The sequence below is a fragment of the Streptomyces alfalfae genome, from assembly GCF_004127445.1.
GTDB classification, from domain to species: domain Bacteria; phylum Actinomycetota; class Actinomycetes; order Streptomycetales; family Streptomycetaceae; genus Streptomyces; species Streptomyces alfalfae.
Genome location: NZ_QEXM01000051.1, coordinates 178,782 through 196,823, shown reverse-complemented (window position 1 = coordinate 196,823; position 18,042 = coordinate 178,782). Strand labels below are relative to the sequence as shown.

The 18,042-nt window shown below is 74.5% G+C and carries 19 protein-coding genes; 7 read left to right on the top strand and 12 right to left on the bottom strand.

Annotated features, from left to right (window positions below):
* Nucleotides 1-142: 142 nt before the first annotated feature.
* Nucleotides 143-874 (bottom strand): VIT1/CCC1 transporter family protein, encoded by a 732-nt coding sequence (locus DCW30_RS32915; RefSeq protein WP_062781277.1) that lies wholly within the window; start codon nt 872-874, stop codon nt 143-145.
* Between the two features lie 247 nt (nt 875-1,121).
* Here DCW30_RS32915 and DCW30_RS32910 point away from each other — a divergent pair, with 247 nt between their 5' ends.
* The 7 genes from DCW30_RS32910 to DCW30_RS32880 are packed head-to-tail and all read left to right on the top strand — an operon-like array spanning nt 1,122 to nt 8,896.
* Entirely contained in the window at nt 1,122-2,126 is a 1,005-nt protein-coding gene (locus DCW30_RS32910; protein WP_062781275.1) for an ADP-ribosylglycohydrolase family protein, read from the top strand.
* Nucleotides 2,123-3,340, top strand: a complete 1,218-nt coding sequence (locus DCW30_RS32905) for an ADP-ribosylglycohydrolase family protein (RefSeq protein WP_237283448.1) — start codon at nt 2,123-2,125, stop codon at nt 3,338-3,340. Before DCW30_RS32910 ends, DCW30_RS32905 begins: the two co-directional genes overlap by 4 nt.
* Nucleotides 3,324-4,541 carry an ADP-ribosylglycohydrolase family protein gene (locus DCW30_RS32900; RefSeq protein ID WP_076686764.1) on the top strand — a complete coding sequence of 406 codons (1,218 nt, stop codon included), beginning with the start codon at nt 3,324-3,326 and terminating at the stop codon, nt 4,539-4,541. The genes DCW30_RS32905 and DCW30_RS32900 overlap by 17 nt, the downstream gene beginning before the upstream one ends.
* Nucleotides 4,538-5,908, top strand: coding sequence for an ADP-ribosylglycohydrolase family protein (locus DCW30_RS32895; protein ID WP_076686763.1), 1,371 nt, complete (start codon nt 4,538-4,540; stop codon nt 5,906-5,908). The genes DCW30_RS32900 and DCW30_RS32895 overlap by 4 nt, the downstream gene beginning before the upstream one ends.
* The gene (gene rbsK / locus DCW30_RS32890; RefSeq protein ID WP_076686762.1) at nt 5,905-6,831 is read left to right on the top strand and encodes a ribokinase; all 927 of its coding nucleotides are present in this window, start codon (nt 5,905-5,907) and stop codon (nt 6,829-6,831) included. Before DCW30_RS32895 ends, rbsK begins: the two co-directional genes overlap by 4 nt.
* Nucleotides 6,832-6,857: 26 nt before the next feature.
* Nucleotides 6,858-8,060 carry a CaiB/BaiF CoA transferase family protein gene (locus DCW30_RS32885; protein ID WP_076689433.1) on the top strand — a complete coding sequence of 401 codons (1,203 nt, stop codon included), beginning with the start codon at nt 6,858-6,860 and terminating at the stop codon, nt 8,058-8,060.
* A complete protein-coding gene (locus DCW30_RS32880) occupies nt 8,057-8,896 on the top strand; it encodes an HpcH/HpaI aldolase/citrate lyase family protein (protein ID WP_062781267.1) in 840 nt (279 codons plus the stop codon). Before DCW30_RS32885 ends, DCW30_RS32880 begins: the two co-directional genes overlap by 4 nt.
* A 284-nt stretch (nt 8,897-9,180) precedes the next feature.
* Here the strand turns inward: DCW30_RS32880 and lgt are convergent, their stop codons facing one another.
* The 11 genes from lgt to hisI form a co-directional block, all read right to left on the bottom strand.
* On the bottom strand, nt 9,181-10,191 hold the full coding sequence (lgt, locus tag DCW30_RS32875) for a prolipoprotein diacylglyceryl transferase (RefSeq protein WP_076686761.1): 1,011 nt from the start codon (nt 10,189-10,191) through the stop codon (nt 9,181-9,183).
* A gap of 82 nt (nt 10,192-10,273) precedes the next feature.
* Entirely contained in the window at nt 10,274-11,050 is a 777-nt protein-coding gene (locus tag DCW30_RS32870) for a DsbA family protein (protein WP_076686760.1), read from the bottom strand.
* A 95-nt stretch (nt 11,051-11,145) separates the two neighbouring features.
* Nucleotides 11,146-11,961, bottom strand: coding sequence for a tryptophan synthase subunit alpha (gene trpA, locus DCW30_RS32865; RefSeq protein ID WP_062781260.1), 816 nt, complete (start codon nt 11,959-11,961; stop codon nt 11,146-11,148).
* Entirely contained in the window at nt 11,958-13,241 is a 1,284-nt protein-coding gene (trpB, locus tag DCW30_RS32860; RefSeq protein ID WP_076686759.1) for a tryptophan synthase subunit beta, read from the bottom strand. Before trpB ends, trpA begins: the two co-directional genes overlap by 4 nt.
* Before the next feature lie 135 nt (nt 13,242-13,376).
* Nucleotides 13,377-13,541, bottom strand: coding sequence for a tryptophan biosynthesis modulator TrpM (gene trpM / locus DCW30_RS38320; RefSeq protein WP_373569029.1), 165 nt, complete (start codon nt 13,539-13,541; stop codon nt 13,377-13,379).
* Between the two features lie 8 nt (nt 13,542-13,549).
* A complete protein-coding gene (trpC, locus tag DCW30_RS32855; protein WP_062781256.1) occupies nt 13,550-14,359 on the bottom strand; it encodes an indole-3-glycerol phosphate synthase TrpC in 810 nt (269 codons plus the stop codon).
* A 142-nt stretch (nt 14,360-14,501) separates the two neighbouring features.
* The gene (locus DCW30_RS32850) at nt 14,502-14,942 is read right to left on the bottom strand and encodes a DUF2752 domain-containing protein (protein ID WP_062781304.1); all 441 of its coding nucleotides are present in this window, start codon (nt 14,940-14,942) and stop codon (nt 14,502-14,504) included.
* A 143-nt stretch (nt 14,943-15,085) separates the two neighbouring features.
* A complete protein-coding gene (locus DCW30_RS32845; protein WP_062781254.1) occupies nt 15,086-15,319 on the bottom strand; it encodes an HGxxPAAW family protein in 234 nt (77 codons plus the stop codon).
* Between the two features lie 106 nt (nt 15,320-15,425).
* The gene (locus DCW30_RS32840) at nt 15,426-16,076 is read right to left on the bottom strand and encodes a TIGR02234 family membrane protein (RefSeq protein WP_076686757.1); all 651 of its coding nucleotides are present in this window, start codon (nt 16,074-16,076) and stop codon (nt 15,426-15,428) included.
* Between the two features lie 7 nt (nt 16,077-16,083).
* Nucleotides 16,084-17,592 carry an anthranilate synthase component I gene (locus DCW30_RS32835; protein WP_062781250.1) on the bottom strand — a complete coding sequence of 503 codons (1,509 nt, stop codon included), beginning with the start codon at nt 17,590-17,592 and terminating at the stop codon, nt 16,084-16,086.
* An 11-nt stretch (nt 17,593-17,603) separates the two neighbouring features.
* On the bottom strand, nt 17,604-18,014 hold the full coding sequence (gene hisI / locus DCW30_RS32830) for a phosphoribosyl-AMP cyclohydrolase (RefSeq protein WP_076686756.1): 411 nt from the start codon (nt 18,012-18,014) through the stop codon (nt 17,604-17,606).
* Between the last annotated feature and the right edge of the window lie 28 nt (nt 18,015-18,042).

Genomic DNA, 18,042 nt, shown 5'->3' with positions numbered 1-18,042 from the left:
GGCGGACAGGTCGATGGCCGGCGGCCCTGAGCGACACAGGCCTCATTGCCCGCAGCGCTACCGGCTCATGCCCGCTGGTCACGGAGTCGAAACCGCCGATTGACGGTTACTTATGCAACAACTCGCATAGCCCTGCGTCCGCTCATCCTACGGCCGTACCGAACAGCGTGCCCAGGGCGTACGTCACACCGGCCGCCGCGCCGCCGAGCGCGAGCTGCCGCAGACCGCTGAACCACCAGGACCGCGCGGTCACCTTGGCGACCACGGCGCCGCAGGCGAAGAGCCCGATCAGCGCGAGCAGCACGGCGGGCCACAAGGCGGTCGCGCCGAGCAGGTACGGCAGCACGGGGAGCAGGGCGCCGAGCGCGAAGGCGCCGAAGGAGGACACCGCGGCCACGGCGGGCGACGGCAGGTCCCCGGGGTCGATGCCGAGCTCCTCGCGGGCGTGGATCTCCAGGGCCTGCTCGGGGTCCGCGGAGAGCTGCCGGGCGACCTCGCGGGCCAGACCCGGCTCGACGCCGCGCGACTCGTACAGCGCGGCGAGCTCCTTCTCCTCGTCCTTGGGGTGCTTGCGCAGCTCCGCGCGCTCGATGTCCAGCTCGGCCTGGACCAGCTCACGCTGGGAGGCGACGGAGGTGTACTCGCCGGCCGCCATGGAGAAGGCGCCGGCGGCGAGCCCGGCGAGGCCGGTGATGACGATGGTCTGATGGGCGACGGAGCCGCCGGCGACACCGGTCATCAGCGCCAGGTTGGACACGAGCCCGTCCATCGCGCCGAAGACGGCGGGACGCAGCCAGCCGCCGTTCACGTCCCGGTGCGTGTGGTTGTCGCGGTGCGCCTCGTGCAGCGTCGCTTCGGTCTCGATGATCGCCATGGTGAATGGACCCCCTCAATGTCTGGACGGTGTCGAAAGTACGCTCCAAAAAAATCTCCCGCCAGCAAGGAAGGCCGTACTTACCTGCGAAAACGCGCCTCGGCGGGGCCCTGGGAGCGCCGCTCGCGACGGGGCCGTGAGCACGGCGAAGGGGTGATCCGGGCCCGCTCGTGCTCGGGTGAACGGCTGACGTGGCAGACATGCAGGGACGCGCGGTCCGTCCGTCCGCGCGACAGGGAGGCACGGCATGGCATCCAGCGCATGCGTCACGTCGGTCCCGGCGCCGGGCGGCGCCGACGAGCTCCGCGAGCGGGCACGGGGCGCGCTCCTCGGCCTGGCGGTCGGTGACGCGCTCGGCGCGCCCGCCGAGAACATGAGACCGTCCGAGATCCGCGCCCGCTGGGGGCGCATCACCGGTTACGTCGCCGAGCACCCGGCGGGCACCGACGACACCGAGTACGCGATCTTCTCGGGGCTGCTGCTGGCCCGGCACGGGTCCGCGCTGACCGTCGCCCACGTCGAGGCGGCCTGGCACCAGTGGATCGCCGACCTGGACGTCCCCTTCCGGGGCGCGGGCTTCTCCGAGCGCGGCACGCTGGAGAACCTGCGGCGCGGGCTCGCCGCGCCCATCTCCGCCCAGCACCGGCACGCCTGGAGCGACGGGCTCGCGATGCGGGCCGCGCCCTTCGGCGTCTTCGCCGCGGGACGCCCCGCGGAGGCGGCGCGGCTCATCGCCGTCGACGGCTCCGTCAGCCATGACGGCGAGGGCATCTACGGCGGCCAGGCGGTCGCCGCGGGGGTCGCGGCGGCGATGGGCGGCGCCCCGGTCGACGGCGTCGTGGCGGCGGCGCTCTCCGCCGTCCCCGAGGACAGCTGGACCTCGCGGTCGCTTCGGCGGGCCGTGGCCGTGGCGCACCTCGGTGAGCGCGCGGTCCGCTCGGCGGTGGTCGTCGGGGGGTATCCGTGGACCGACCTCGCCCCGGAGGCGGTGGGGCTCGCCTTCGGCGCGTACGCGGCGGCGCGCGGGGACTTCCGGTGCGCGGTGCTCTCCGCGGTGAACATGGGGCGGGACGCCGACACCACCGGGGCCGTGGCGGGGGCGCTGGCCGGGGCGACGTGCGGGGTCTCGGCCATCCCCGCCGCCTGGGCGTCCGCCGTCGAGGCGGCCCGCGGGAGCTGCCTGCCCTCCATGCGGGGGCATCACGTGCTGGACGTGGCGGATCTGCTCGTGCCCGAGGGGGAGGCGGCGTGACCCTGGACAGGGCCGCCGCGCGGCCGGTCTCCGCCACCGGGCTCGCCCCCGGCCTCGGCAGCCGTCCCGGCCGGAGCCGTTCCCGCACCGAAGGGCTGCTCCTCGGCCTTGCCGCGGGTGACGCCGCCGGGTGGCCCGCCGCCCGGCACCGGGCGAGCCGGATGCCCGAGTGGACCCGGCGGCTCACCCGCGAGCTGGACACCTTCGCGGAGCGGAACGCGACCACCACGCTCCCCGTCCCGATCGCCCTGAACCAGCCCCCGGAGCCGCTGCGCCTCGGCCCCTCGGACGACGCCGAATGGGCGGCGTTCACCGCCGAGTCCCTGCTGCGGGCGGCGGACGACGGGCTCGGCCAGGGGCCGCCCTCGGACCGCCGGGTCCGCGCGGCGCTCGACCTCGCCTGGTCGGCGCTGGCCGCCGAAGTGGCCGACGCGGCGGCCCTCGCCCCGGAGGTGGAGTCCGCCGTCCTGCCGCTGCGCGCCCGCATCTCCGTCCGCGCGGGCCTCGGCAACCTCGCCGCGGGGCTGCGCCCGCCCGCCACCGGCCACGACAACCCGCACTTCTTCGACGACGCCGCCTGCGTACGGGCCTGCGTGCTCGCCCTGGTCCACCCCGGCGCCCCCGAACGGGCCGCCGGCCTCGCGGAGTTCGACGCCCGCTACACCCAGGACGGTGACGGCGTCCACGGCGCCCGCGCCATGGCCGCGGCCGTCGCGGCGGCCCTCGGCGACGCCGACGTGACCGCCGCCGTGGACGCCGCGCTCGCCCGGCTCCCCGAGCACACGGAGATCGGCCGCAACGCCCGGCACGCGGTGAAGCTCGCCCAGAACGCCGCGTGCGCCTTCGACCTCGTACCGCTCCTCGAACACCAGATCGTCGACCACGTCTACAGCTACGGGATCGCCGCCGCCGAGACGGTGCCCGTGGCCCTCGCCCTGGCCACCGCCGCGCGTGGCCGCATCCGCGAGGCGGTGCCCGCCGCCGCGTGCCTGTCCCGTGTCGCCGACTCGGCGCCCGCCCTGGCGGGGGCGCTGACCGGTGCGCTCGGCACGGCGGCCGCGATCCCCGAGGCGTGGCGCGACGCCTGCCGGACCCTCTCCGGGTGCGCGCTGCCCCGCCTCGCCGGCACCGATTTGGTGGAACTCGCCGGGCGTCTGACAGCCGCGGAACCGGGTGCTCCAGATGGACAATCCCGACATGACGCCCACATCTAGCCGGCTCACGGCCGACGCCCCGCCCTCTGGCTCCCCCGCACCCGGCGCACCCGCACCCGACGGCCTCGCCGACCGCATCACCGGCAGCCTCGTCGGCGCGGCGGTCGGTGACGCGCTCGGCGGGCCCGTCGAGGGGTACTCCCCCGAGCAGATCGGCGCGCGGCACGGCGGTCGCGTCGACGGCATCGTCGGCCCCTGGAACGGCGAGCGGTGGCGCACGGCCCGGCCCCTCGCGCCGTACCACAAGGGCGACGGGCACATCACCGACGACACCCTGATGACGCACGCCCTCATCCGGGTCTACGCCACCGTCCGCGACCACCTCGACGCGTACGCGGTCGCCGACCACCTGGTGCCCGACCTGATGACGACCCCGCGCTGGATCCCGGAGCTGGAGGCCGAGGCGCTCCCGCTGCACCGGATCTTCCTCGCCGAGAAGTGGCTCGTCGCCCGCCTGCACTACGGGCACGTCGACCCGCGCGAAGCCGGTTCCGGCAACATCGTCAACTGCGGGGCCGCGATGTACATGGCGCCCGTCGGCCTGGTCAACGCCGCCGATCCCGCCCGCGCCTACGCCGAGGCCCTGGACGTCGCGGGCGCCCACCAGTCCTCGTACGGCCGCGAGGCGGCGGGCGTCTTCGCGGCGGCGGTGGCCGCGGCCTGCGCGCCCGGCGCCACGGCGGCCTCGGTGGTCGAGGCATGCCTGGCCCTGGCCAAGGACGGCACGCGCGCGGCGATCGAGGCGGTCGCGGACGTGGCCGTGCGCAGGCATGACACCGAGGCGGCCATCGGGCCCCTGCGCGCCGCCGTCGCCCCCTTCGACACCGTCGGCCCCGACTACCGCACCCCCTCCCTCGGCGCCCGCCGCCCCTCCCGGCTGCACTCCATCGAGGAGCTGCCCATCGCCCTCGGCATGCTCCTGGCCGGCGGCTCCGACTACCGCCGCACGGTCCTCGGTTCGGTCAACTACGGCCGTGACTGCGACTCCATCGCGACGATGAGCGGCGCCCTCGTGGGCGCGCTGCACGGCGAGGCCGCCGTCCCCGCGGAGTGGGTCACGGCGGTCTCCGAGGCGAGCCGCGTCGACCTGCGCTCCCCCGCCGCCGCCCTCACGGAGGTCGCCCGGGAGATCTTCGCCCGTGACGTACGCCGCCGCCGCGCCCACGAAGCGGCCTTCACGGCGCTGGCGGCCGCCCCGTGAACCGTGTGACCTGGGTCCAGCCCGAGGACCTGATCGGCCATGAGCTGCGCCAGGCCGACGAGGACGGCAGGGACGCCTCCGCCGTGCGCGAGCGCTGGCTCGCGGCGGGCGGCCACCCGGCCCCGGACCGGGCGGGCGCCTCCCCCGTCCCCGCGCCGCCGCCGCTGCGGGCCCTGGCCGAACGGCTGCTCGACGAGCTGGCGTCGCTGCCCCGCCCCGCCGGCGAGCAGGCCTCGGAAGCGCCGGAGTCCGGGCCCGCGGACCGCGGGACCCCGGCGGCCGCCGCTCCCGGGCTGCGCGACCGGCTGCACGCCGCCTGGCTGGGCAGGGCCGCGGGCTGCGTGCTCGGCAAGCCGGTGGAGAAGCTGCCCCTCGACGGCATCCGCGCGCTCGCCGCGGCGACCGGAAACTGGCCGCTGACCAGCTGGTTCACCGAGCGGGGCGTGCCGCCCGCGCTGATGGCCGCGTACCCCTGGAACAGGCGCTCGGCGGCCACCTCCCTCGCCGAGAACATCGACGGGACGCCGGAGGACGACGACCTGAACTACCCGCTCCTCGGCCTCCTCCTGCTCCAGCGCCATGGGCGGTCCTTCACCACCGGGGACGTGGCGCGGCTCTGGCTGGACGAGCTGCCCGCGGGCCGCACCTTCACCGCCGAGCGCGTCGCGTACCGCAACCTCCTCCAGGGCATCGAGCCGCCGCACACCGCCATGCACCGCAACCCCTTCCGCGAGTGGATCGGCGCCCTGATCCGCGCCGACGTCCACGGCTGGACGAACCCCGGCGACCCCATGGCCGCCGCCCGACAGGCACGGCGCGACGCGCGGTTGAGCCACACGGTGAACGGCGTGTACGGCGCGATGTTCGCGGCAGCCACCATCGCCGCGGCGGCCGGCGGACACACCGACGTCCACCAGTGCCTGCGGGCGGGTCTCGCCGCCGTGCCGGCCCCCTCACGCCTGGCCCGCGCGGTGCGCGACGGCATCCGACTCGCCTCCACCACACGGCACTTCGAGGACGTGGTGGATCTGCTGCACGCCGCCCACGGGCACCACCACTGGGTCCACGTGGTCCCCAACGCCGCCCTGCTCGCCGCCGCCCTCACCCACGCCGACGGGGACTTCCACGGCTCCATCACGCGGGCCGTCTCCGGCGGCTGGGACACCGACTCCAACGGCGCGACCGCGGGCTCGGTCGCGGGGCTGCTCGCCGGACACCCGGACGCGCTCCCCGAACGCTGGACGGCGCCCCTGAAGAACCGGCTCGCCACCTCCGTCGCCGGCTTCGACGGCATCGGCTTCGACACCCTCGCGGACCTCACCGCCGCGCTCACCGCACCCACCGCCCCGGAGGCACCCCGCCCATGACGCACACCCCCCACATCGCCGTCCTCGGCAGCGCCAACATGGACCTCGTCACCTACGTCGACAGGGCCCCGCAGCGCGGTGAGACCGTGACGGGCCGCGAGTTCCGCACGATCCCCGGCGGCAAGGGCGTCAACCAGGCCGTCTCGGCGGCCCGCGCGGGCGCCACCGTCTCGATGATCGGGGCGGTCGGCACCGACTCCTACGGCACCCAGATCCGCTGCGCCCTCGCCCAGTCCGGCGTCGACACGGACCTGCTGCGCACCGTCGACGCCCAGTCGGGCACCGCGCACATCGTCGTCGACGACAAGGGCGGCAACGCCATCGTCGTCATCCCCGGCGCCAACGGCACCGTCGACGAACTCTCCGCGGGCGACGAGGCCGTGATCGCCACCGCCGACGCCCTGCTCCTCCAGCTGGAGATCCCGGTCGACGGGGTGCTCGCCGCCGCGCGGACCGCCCGCGCCCACGGCGTCCGCACGATCCTCACCCCGGCCCCCGCCCAACCGCTGCCGGAAGCGCTCCTCGCGGCGACCGACCTGCTGCTGCCCAACGAGCACGAGGTCCGCACGCTCACCGGCATCTCCGACGACCCACGGGCCGCCGCGCTCTCGCTGCTCCCGCACGTCCCCGAGGTCGTCGTCACCCTCGGCGCACGCGGCAGCCTGTACGCGGCGCGGGGCGCCGAACCGGTCACGGTCCCCGCCCGCACGACGACGGCGGTCGACACCACCGGCGCGGGCGACACCTTCGCCGGGGCCCTGGCCGTGGCGCTCGCCGAGGGCAGGCCGATGACGGACGCGCTCGGCTGGGCGTCGGCGGCGGCGGCGCTCTCCGTCCAGCGTCCCGGCGCCTCGGCCTCGATGCCGTACCGCAAGGAGATCGACGCCCGGACGTCCGGCGCGGCAAAGGGCTCCCCCTCATGACGAAACCCCGCGTGACGCAGCCCCTCATGGCGCAGCCGGCCCCGACGAAGCCGCTCGGCGGTCTGCGCGTCCTGGACCTCGCGACCCTCTTCGCGGGGCCGCTCGCCGCCACGATGCTCGGTGACTTCGGCGCGGACGTCGTCAAGGTCGAGCACCCCACGCGCCCCGACCCCTCCCGCGGCCACGGCCCGTCGAAGGACGGCGTCGGCCTGTGGTGGAAGCTGCTCGGCCGCAACAAGCGGACGATGACGCTGGACCTCTCGACGCCCGGCGGCCGGGACACGCTCCTGCGCCTCGCCGCCACCGCCGACGTGATCGTGGAGAACTTCCGCCCCGGCACCCTGGAGAAGTGGGGCCTGGGGTGGGAGGAGCTGAGCGCGGCCAACCCCCGGCTCGTCCTGGCCCGCGTCACCGGCTTCGGCCAGTTCGGCCCCTACGCCCGCCGCCCCGGCTTCGGCACGCTCGCCGAGGCGATGAGCGGCTTCGCCGCGATCACCGGCGACCCGCAGGGGCCGCCCACGCTGCCGCCCTTCGGCCTCGCCGACTCCATCGCCGGGCTCGCGACCGCGTACGCGGTGCTGACGGCGCTCGCCGCCCGCGACCGCACGGGGCGCGGCCAGGTGGTGGACATGGCGATCATCGAGCCGATCCTCACGGTCCTCGGCCCGCAGCCGCTCTGGTACGACCAGCTCGGCCACGTCCAGCCCCGCACGGGCAACCGCTCCACCAACAACGCGCCCCGCAACACCTACCGCACCGCCGACGGCGGCTGGGTCGCGGTCTCCACCTCCGCGCAGTCCATCGCCGAACGCGTGATGCGGCTGGTCGGCCGCCCCGAACTGATCGACGAGCCGTGGTTCGGCACGGGCGCGGGCCGGGCCCGCCACGCGGACGTCCTCGACGGGGCGGTCGGCGCCTGGATCGCCCGGCACACCCGCGCCGAGGTGATCGACGCCTTCGAGCAGGCGGAGGCGGCGGTCGCCCCCGTCCAGGACGTGCGGGACGTCATGGCCGACCCGCAGTACGCGGCCCTCGACACGATCACCACCGTCGACGACCCGGAGCTGGGCCCGTTGCGCATGCAGAACGTCCTCTTCCGGCTCTCCGAGACCCCGGGCGGCATCGGCTGGGCGGGGCGCCCGCACGGCGCGGACACCGACGCCGTCCTCACCGAGCTCGGCTTGTGCCCGGAAGAGATCTCCACCCTGCGCAAGGAGGGCGCCCTGTGACCGCGCCGCACCCCCTGACCTGGCTGTACGTCCCCGGGGACCGGCCCGGCGTGGTGGCCAAGGCCCTGCACGCGGGCGCCGACGTGGTGATCGTCGACCTGGAGGACGCGGTCGCCCCCGACCGCAAGGAGTACGCGCGCGCGGCGACCGCCGAACTCCTGTCGGAACCCCGGCCGCACGACGTGCCCGTCCACGTCCGGGTGAACGCCCTCGACGGTCCCTTCGCCGAGACCGACCTCCGCACGATCGCCCCGCTCCCCGGCCTCGCGGGGCTGCGGCTGCCCAAGGTGACCTCGCGCGCCGAGGTCGTCCGGGTCGCCGACCGCGCCGTGCCGTCCGACGGCGGCGCCCCCACGCTGCACGCCCTGCTCGAATCGGCGCTCGGCCTGGAACACGCCTTCGCCATCGCCTCCGCGCACCCCGCCCTGCACGGCATCTCCCTCGGCGAGGCCGACCTCCACGCTGACCTGGGCGTACGGGAGGACGCGGGCCTGGACTGGGCCCGCTCCCGCGTCGTGGTGGCGGCGCGCGCGGCGGGCCTCGCGCCGCCCGCCCAGTCGGTCCACCCGGACATCCGCGATCTGGCGGGCCTGGCCGTGTCCTGCGCCCGGGGCCGCTCGCTCGGCTTCCTCGGCCGCGCGGCGATCCACCCCCGACAGCTCCCGGTGATCGAACGGGCCTATCTGCCGACGCCCGTGGAGATCGAGCGGGCGGAAGAGATCATCGAAGCGGCGGCGGTCGAGGAGGGCGCCCAGGCCCTGCCGGGCGGCCGCTTCGTGGACAAGGCGGTGGTGGAGGGCGCCCAACGCGTCCTGTCCCTGGCCGCCCGAGCATGAGCCTGCCCGAGGCCCGGGACAGCGGCCCTCGTGAGCCTGCCCGAAGGCCCCGGCCAGCGGACCACGCGTGAGCCTGCCCGAAGGCCCCGGCGACCGACCGCTCGCCACGGCCTCCCGCCGTCGCGGTGAATCGCCGCCGCAGCACGCTCCCGCCGCGACGGCGAGGGGCCGGACGCACCTTCTCGGCGGTGCCGAACCGTCAGATCCCGCTCCCCCTCCCCTACGAAAACGGGGCCGCCGGATCAACCGATCCGGCGGCCCCGTCGACGTACGACGAGCAGACGTCAGCTCTTCTCGGCCGACTCGGGCTTCGACTTCGGCTCCGAGGCCTTCGGCGCCTTCGCCCCCGGGGCCGAGGCCGGCTCCGCCCCGCCGTCCTTGCCCTTGGCGAGCTTCGCGGCCCCGTCACGCTTCGCGCCGTCCTCGGGCTTCGCGGCGCCCTCGGCGTCGTCGCTAGCCCCGTCGGAGGCGGCTGCGACGGCCGCAGGCTCGACGATCTCCTCGCGTCCGGGGCGCTTCCGGGCCGAGAGGACCAGGTAGACCACCGCGAGCAGGAAGACCACGATCGCGGTCCACACGTTCAGGCGCACGCCGAGCACATGGTGGGCGTCGTCCACCCGCATGTACTCGATCCAGCCGCGCCCGGCGCAGTACGAGGCCACGTACAGCGCGAACGCCCGCCCATGGCCGAGCTTGAAGCGGCGGTCGGCCCAGATGACGAGCAGGGCGACGCCGACGCACCACAGCGACTCGTACAGGAACGTCGGGTGGTAGGTGCCCGGGACCCGGCCGTCCTCCGCGGACGTGATCTTCAGCGCCCAGGGCACGTCCGTGGCCTTGCCGTACAGCTCCTGGTTGAACCAGTTGCCCCAGCGGCCGATGGCCTGGGCGAGGGCGATGCCGGGGGCCAGCGCGTCGGCCCAGGCGGGCAGCGGGATGCCCCGCCTGCGGCAGCCGATCCACGCGCCGACCGCGCCGAGCGCGATCGCGCCCCAGATGCCGAGGCCGCCCTCCCAGATCTTGAAGGCGTCCACCCAGTTGCGGCCCTCGCTGAAGTACAGCTGGTAGTCCGTGATCACGTGGTAGAGACGCCCGCCGACGAGGCCGAACGGAACGGCCCACACGGCGATGTCGGCCACGGTGCCGGACTGGCCTCCGCGAGCGACCCACCGCTTGTTGCCGAGCCAGACGGCCACGAAGACGCCGATGATGATGCAGAACGCGTAGCCACGCAGCGGAATGGGGCCGAGTTCGACCACACCGCGCGAGGGACTGGGGATAAAGGCAAGGTCCATGGCAGGACCGACGCTACCGTGCCGGGCGGCGCGGGCGGGAACCAGCCCGGCTACGGGTCCATAACAGGCGCTCCCCACGAACCTACTTGTCGGCGTCCAGCACCATCTGCCGCAGCTTCGCCGGGGTGAGCGGATTGCTCTGGTCGCCGAAGATGCTCTTGCCGTTGAGCTTCACGGTCGGCGTACCCTGGAGCTTCGCGTCCTGGAAGGCCTGGTGGGACTTGGCGACCCACTTGTCGTGCTCGCCGTCGTTCACGCACTTCTTGAACGTGTCCGTGGCGAGGCCGTCGACCTGACCGGCCAGCTCGATCAGCTTGTCGTTCTTCCCGAAGGCGTCGTCCGGCTCGGCGGGCTGGTTCTTGAAGAGCACGTCGTGGTACTCGGTGAACTTCCCGGCGTCCTGGGCGCAGCCCGCGGCGTTGGCCGCGCGGAGGGAGCCGCTGCCGCCCATGTTCCCGTCGATGAGCGTGGCCAGGTGGTACTCGACCTTGAGCCGGCCCTGGTCGGCCAGCTCGTGGATCGTCGAGCGGTAGGTGTCCTCGAAGCCCTTGCAGGCCGGGCAGCGGAAGTCCTCCCAGATGGTGAGCGTCGACTTGGCGCTCTCCTTGCCCAGCGGGATCGTCAGCGAGTCCTTGCCCGTCGCCCCCTTGGGGGCGCTCACCGGACCCGATGTGTCGCTCTTGTCGTCGCCGGAGCCGGCGGCGAGCAGGCCCACCACGGCGGCGAGGCCGAGGACGCCGACCACCGCGGCACCCACGATCAGCGCCCGGCGCCGCTTGTCGCGCGCCTTCTGCCGCTCTCGCTCCTCGGCCACCCGCTCGCGGGCCGTTCGCTTTCCGTCACGGTTCTTCTCACTCACACCCCGCCAACGAACCGGGGAGGCACGAGCGTGCCTCCCCGGTCCAGGACCACCCGTACGAGTGAGGGCCCGCGTCGGGCCCCCTGCACGGGTCCCTATGCCTTGCCGCGGACACCGTCGGCGAGTTCACCGGCGAGCGCGCGCACGGCGGCGAGCCCGGCGGCCTCGTCCTCGGCGTCCAGCATCCGCCGCACGAAGGCCGAGCCGACGATCACCCCGTCGGCGAAGCCCGCGACCTGCGCCGCCTGGCGTGCGTTGGAGACGCCGAGGCCGACGCAGACCGGCAGACCGGTGGTGGCCTTGGTGCGCCGCACCAGTTCCTGCGCCTGCTCGCCGACGGACTCGCGGGTGCCCGTGACGCCCATCAGCGACGCCGCGTACACGAAGCCGGAGCCCGCCGCCGTGATCGTGGCGAGCCGCTCGTCCTTGCTGCTCGGCGCGACGACGAAGACGGTGGCGAGACCGTGCTTCGCCGCGTGCTCGCGCCACAGCGCGGACTCCTGGACGGGCAGGTCGGGCAGGATGCACCCGGCGCCGCCCGCCTCGGCGAGCTCGGCGGTGAAGCGCTCCACGCCGTAGCGGTCGATGGGGTTCCAGTACGTCATGACCAGCACCGGCTTGCCGGTCGCCGCGTATGCCTCGCGGACCGTGCGCAGCACGTCGCGGATCTTGAGGCCGCCGCGCAGGGCGATGTCGTCGGCGGTCTGGATGACCGGGCCGTCGAGCACCGGGTCGCTGTGCGGCAGCCCGACCTCGACCACGTCGGCGCCGCCGTCGAAGACCGCCTTGACCGCCGCGATGCCGCCGTCGACCGTCGGGAACCCCGCGGGCAGATAGGCGATGAGCGCGGAGCGTCCCTCGGCCTTCGCGGCGGCCAGGGTGTCGTCCAACAGCCGGATGTTGCCGCTCACTTGGCGTCCCCCTCGATCTCCGCGGTGGCCGCGGCGTCCGCCTCGACGGCGGCGTCCGTGTCGTACAGGCCGAAGTAGCGTGCGGCCGTGTCCATGTCCTTGTCGCCGCGCCCGGAGAGGTTGACGACGATCAGCCCGTCCGTGCCGAGCTCCGTGCCGACCTCGATGGCGCCGGCGAGCGCGTGGGCGCTCTCGATGGCCGGGATGATGCCCTCGGTCCTGGAGAGCAGCCGCAGCGCCTGCATGGCGGCGTCGTCGGTGACCGCCCGGTACTCGCCGCGCCCGCTGTCCTTGAGGTAGGCGTGCTCGGGGCCGATGCCGGGGTAGTCCAGGCCCGCGGAGATCGAATAGGGCTCGGTGATCTGGCCCTCCTCGTCCTGGAGCACGTAGCTGCGGGAGCCGTGCAGGATGCCCGGCTCGCCCGCGGTCAGCGTGGCCGCGTGCTCGCCCGTCTCGACGCCGTGCCCCGCGGGCTCGCAGCCGACGAGGCGGACGCCGGCGTCCGGGATGAACGCGTGGAAGAGGCCGATGGCGTTGGAGCCGCCGCCCACACAGGCGATGGCGGCGTCGGGCAGCCGCCCGGCGCGCTCCAGGATCTGCCGCCTGGCCTCGACGCCGATCACGCGGTGGAAGTCGCGCACCATGGCGGGGAAGGGGTGCGGCCCGGCCACGGTCCCGAAGAGGTAGTGGGTGCGGTCGACGTTGGCGACCCAGTCGCGGAACGCCTCGTTGATGGCGTCCTTGAGGGTGCGGCTGCCGGACTTCACGGCGATGACCTCGGCGCCGAGCATGCGCATCCGGGCCACGTTCAGGGCCTGGCGCTCGGTGTCGATCTCACCCATGTAGATGGTGCATTCGAGGCCGAAGAGCGCGCAGGCGGTGGCGGTGGCGACGCCGTGCTGGCCCGCGCCGGTCTCGGCGATGACGCGGGTCTTGCCCATGCGCTTGGTGAGCAGGGCCTGGCCGAGCACGTTGTTGATCTTGTGCGAGCCGGTGTGGTTGAGGTCCTCGCGCTTGAGGAAGATCCGGGCGCCCCCGGCGTGCTCCGCGAAGCGGGGGACCTCGGTGAGGCTGCTGGGCCGTCCCGTGTAGTGGACGAGCAGGTCGTCCAGCTCGGCGGCGAAGGCGGGGTCGTTCTTGGCCTTGTCGTACTCGACGGCGACCTCGTCCACGGCGGCCACCAGGGCCTCCGGGATGAACTTGCCGCCGAACGCGCCGAAGTAGCCTTCGGCGCTGGGCACGTGACCCTCGGGGTCCGGGATGAAGAACTGGCTGGGCATGGCGGATCCTCGCTGGGGCTGATGTCGGTTTCTCGCGCGTGTGCCCTGGCGCCGCGGCTGGTCGTGGCTCTGGCGCGACCGCGGCCCGTCATGGGCCTGTCGCGCGGTTTCCCGCACCCCTCGCGGGGGCGCTTCTCAGCTCGCTGCGGCGGTCGGGGCGCCGCGTCGCCATCGCATCCCGGGGATCTGGCCCGGCTCCGAGCCGATGTGGTAGCGCACCCGCCTGCCCCGCACGCGCCGCGCGGGCGCCCGGCAGCCGCGGGGGCGGCAGCCGGGTGCGAGGCGGGCGGAGATCGGCATCGGGAGGGTCAGCTCCGTCCGTGGCGGAGGGCCGGGTGGGCGCCCGCCGCGACGAGGTCGGAGACCGCGGACCTCGGGTCGCGCCCGGTGACCAGGGACTCGCCCACGAGCACAGCGTCGGCGCCCGCGTTGGCGAAGGCGATCAGGTCGTGCGGTCCGCGGACACCGGACTCGGCGATCTTGACGACGCTGTCCGGCAGCTCGGGCGCGATGCGCTCGAAGGTGGAGCGGTCGACCTTGAGGGTCTTGAGGTCGCGGTTGTTGACGCCGATGACCCGGGCGCCCGCGTCCACGGCGCGCTCGGCCTCCTCCTCGTCGTGCACCTCGACGATCGGCGTGAGGCCGATCGACTCGGCGCGCTCGATGAGGGACTCCAGCGCGGGCTGCTCAAGAGCGGCCACGATGAGCAGCGCCACGTCGGCGCCGTACGCCCTGGCCTCCCACAGCTGGTAGGAGGTGACGATGAAGTCCTTGCGCAGGACGGGGATGTCGACCTTGGCGCGGACGGCCTCCAGGTCGGCGAGCGAGCCGCCGAAACGGCGCTCCTCGGTGAGCACGGAGATGACGGCGGCGCCGCCCGCCTCGTAGTCGGCGGCGAGCCCGGCGGGGTCGGCGATCGCGGCGAGCGCGCCCTTGGAGGGGCTGGAGCGCTTCACCTCGCAGATGACCTTGACGCCGTCGCCGCGCAGGGCGGCGGCGCCGTCCTTGGCCGCGGGAGCCTTGGCGGCGCGCTCCTTGAGCTCGTCGAGGCTGACGCGCGCCTGCCGCTCCGCGAGGTCGGCACGGACTCCGTCGATGATCTCGTCGAGCACACTCACGCGAGCGGTCCCCTTCCCTGACGGTTGAAGCTGACGTTCAAGCTGGTCACTGCGATGGTATCCGCAGGAGGACGAAGCCCCAGCATCCGGTTGACGCCCGTCCCAGGACCTGGACACGCCTCACCCGTCCGGCCTGCGCTTTTCAGGGGTGCAGCCAGGAGCCGAACGGCAGGTTCCGTACGAGGGTGAAGACCGCGATCAGGACGCCGAGGCCCCAGAGCGTCGCCGGGCCCGCCTCGATCCGCGGCGGTCGTCCGCGCACCGCGCGAATCACCCAGAAGGACCAGAGCACGGCGAAGACGACGTAGCCGGCGACGGCGAGGGCGTTGGCGCCCAGGGCCGCGGTGAGGTCGCCGTGGACGAAGGCGTGGGCGCTGCGCAGGCCCCCGCAGCCGGGGCAGTAGACGCCGGTGAGGCGCAGCAGCGGGCAGGCGGGGTAGTGGCCGGGCTCGTTCGGGTCGACGGCGCCGACGTAGGCGAAGGCCCCGGCGACCGCGGCGAGCACACCGGCGGGGACGAGCAGCCGGGCCAGGACGCCGGGCTCGCGCCGTCCGGGGGGTCCTGGCACGGCGCCTCCCGGCATCTCGCTCCCCGGCATGGCCCTCGCGCTCTCGGTCTCGGCGGTCACCCGTGCATTCTGCCCCGCGGGCGGGGCCGCCGCCCGGCCCCCGACATGCCGAGAGGCGGCCCCGGCGAGCGCCGGACCGCCTCTCGGCATGTGCGTGCTCAGGCCTCGGAGCGCCGGACCTCGCGCTGCGGGCGCTTGTTCTGGCCCATGCCCGCGGCGCGCATGGCGCCGCCCACGATGCCGCCGAGCGCGATGATCGCCATGCCGACCCAGAACCCGGGCACGTTGGCCATCACCATGAAGGCGCCCGCGACGCAGAAACCGATGAAGGCGATGATGACACCGGTCCAGGCGGCCGGGGTGTGTCCGTGTCCGTGGCTGCTGCCCGCCATGACTTGCTCCTATTTGCTGTATGCGTGGTGATGGGTGGGAAGCCCACCGCGAGTCGGACGCTCGCCGACATTGTCCCGTACCCGTGCGTATGGCGTGAGCTCGGGGTCACGCTTCGCGCGTCGGATCCTCGCCGCGGTCCAGGGCCTTCCACAGTTCCTCGGGCCGCTCCGGGTCCGGGGTGCCGCGCGCCTTGCGCGGGCGCGGGGAGCCGTCGCGTTCGTAGCGCCCCGACATCGCGGGCCAGGACCGGCCGCAGGTGAGCGCGAGGAGTCCGGCGACCAGGATCAGGACGCCCGCGCCCGCTGCGGCGTACGGCCATCCGGTGTGGGAGAGGCCGTCGATGGTGGTGGCGGCGTCGCCGGACGCCGTGGCGGCCTTCTCGTCGAGCGCCGAGGCGTCGTCCGCGCCGAGCAGGGCGGCGGCCACGACGCCCGCGCCGCTCAGCGTGAGCAGCAGGGCGACCAGGACGCGTCCGGTGCGGCGGACCGCGAAGACCGCGACGAGGGCGGCGAGGCCCACTATCGCGAGGGCCGCGGGGACGCCCGTGACGTCGCTGCCCTTGGCGGTCAGCGAAAGGGCGCCGCCCGCCACCGACGCGGTCCCGTGGGCCCAGTCCCGGCGGGACGCAAGGAGCGCGAGGGCCGCGCCGACGGCGCCGAGCAGCAGCGCGGCGGCGATGCTGCGCCTGCTGCCGCGCTGGGCCGGGGTCTCGGCGGGCGGCGCGTCGGTACGGGGCGATGGCACTGCGGAAGTCACCTGTCCACTATCCCTCACCGCTTCCGGCGGCGCGCAGGCGGTTCGCCGTGTGGATGGCGCGGAGCACCGCGGCGGCCTTGTTGCGGCACTCGGTGTCCTCGGCCACGGGGTCGGAGTCGGCGACGACACCGGCTCCGGCCTGCACGTATGCCGTGCCGTCGCGGAGCAGGGCGGTGCGGATGGCGATGGCGGTGTCGGAGTCGCCGGCGAAGTCGAGGTAGCCGACGCAGCCGCCGTAGAGCCCGCGGCGGGACGGCTCCAGCTCGTCGATGATCTGCATGGCGCGGGGCTTGGGCGCGCCGGAGAGGGTGCCCGCGGGGAAGCAGGCGGTCAGCACGTCGAAGGCGGTGCGGCCCTGGGCGACCTGACCGGTGACCGTGGAGACGATGTGCATGACGTGGGAGTACTTCTCGATGGACATGAAGTCGACGACCTCGACGGAGCCCGGTTCGCAGACCCGGCCCAGGTCGTTGCGGCCGAGGTCGACGAGCATCAGGTGCTCGGCGCGCTCCTTGGGGTCGGCGAGCAGTTCCTCGGCGAGCGCCTGGTCCTCCCGCGGGGTGCCGCCGCGGTGGCGGGTGCCCGCGATGGGGTGCACCATGGCACGCCCGTCCTCGACCTTGACGAGGGCTTCGGGGCTCGATCCGACCACGTCGAAGCCGTCGAGGCGGAGGAGGTACATGTACGGCGAGGGGTTGGTGGCCCGCAGCACTCGGTAGACGTCGAGCGCGCTCGCCGTGCAGGGGGTCTCGAAGCGCTGCGAGGGCACGACCTGGAAGGCCTCGCCGGCGCGGATGCGCTCCTTGATGTCCTCGACGGCCTCCTGGTACTGCTCGCCGCCCCAGAGCGCGGTGAACTCGGGCAGCTCGGAGGCGGGCAGCGCCGCCGGGGGCTGGGCGACGGGCCGGGAGAGGTCGGCCTCCATGGCGTCGAGGCGGGCGACGGCGTCGGCGTACGCCTCGTCGACACCGGAGTCGAGGTCGTTGTGGTTGATCGCGTTGGCGATCAGCAGGACGGAGCCGTCCCAGTGGTCGAGTACGGCGAGGTCGCTGGTGAGCAGCATGGTCAGCTCGGGGAGCCGCAGGTCGTCCCGCTCGCCGGGGCCGATCTTCTCCAGGCGGCGCACGATGTCGTAGCCGAGGTAGCCGACCATGCCGCCGGTGAAGGGCGGGAGCCCCGCGGCGCCCGCCACGTCGCGTGGGGTGTGCAGTATGGCGATGGTGGCGCGCAGCGCTTCGAGCGGGTCGCCGCTGGTGGGGACGCCGACGGGCGGGGTGCCGAGCCAGTGGGCCGCGCCGTCGCGGACGGTGAGGGTGGCGGCGCTGCGGACGCCGACGAAGGAGTACCGGGACCAGGACCTGCCGTTCTCGGCGGATTCGAGGAGGAACGTGCCGGGGCGTTCGGCGGCGAGCTTGCGGTAGAGCCCGACGGGGGTGTCGCCGTCCGCGAGGAGTTTGCGGCTGACGGGGATCACTCGGCGGTCGGACGCCAGCTTGCGGAAGGTCTCGAGGTCCATGGCAGCAGACCCTACTGACCTGCGGCCGTGTCGCCCGACGCGTCCGGCGCGGGGGTGCCGGACAGGGGGAGCACGTCGGAGTCGAAGCAGGTGCGCGTGCCGGTGTGGCAGGCGGCGCCGACCTGGTCGACCCGGACGAGGACGGTGTCCGCGTCGCAGTCGAGGGCGACTTCCTTGACGTGCTGGACGTGCCCGGAGGTGTCGCCCTTGACCCAGTACTCCTGGCGGCTGCGGGACCAGTAGGTGCAGCGTCCCGTGGTGAGGGTGCGGTGCAGTGCCTCGTCGTCCATCCAGCCGAGCATCAGCACCTCGCCGGTGTCGTACTGCTGGGCGATGGCGGGGAGGAGCCCGTCGGCGCTGCGCTTGAGTCGCGCGGCGATCCGCGGGTCGAGGCCGCTGCTGGGCGGGGGAACGCTGGTCATGCGCCCATTGTGCCGCGCGCGGGGTGGC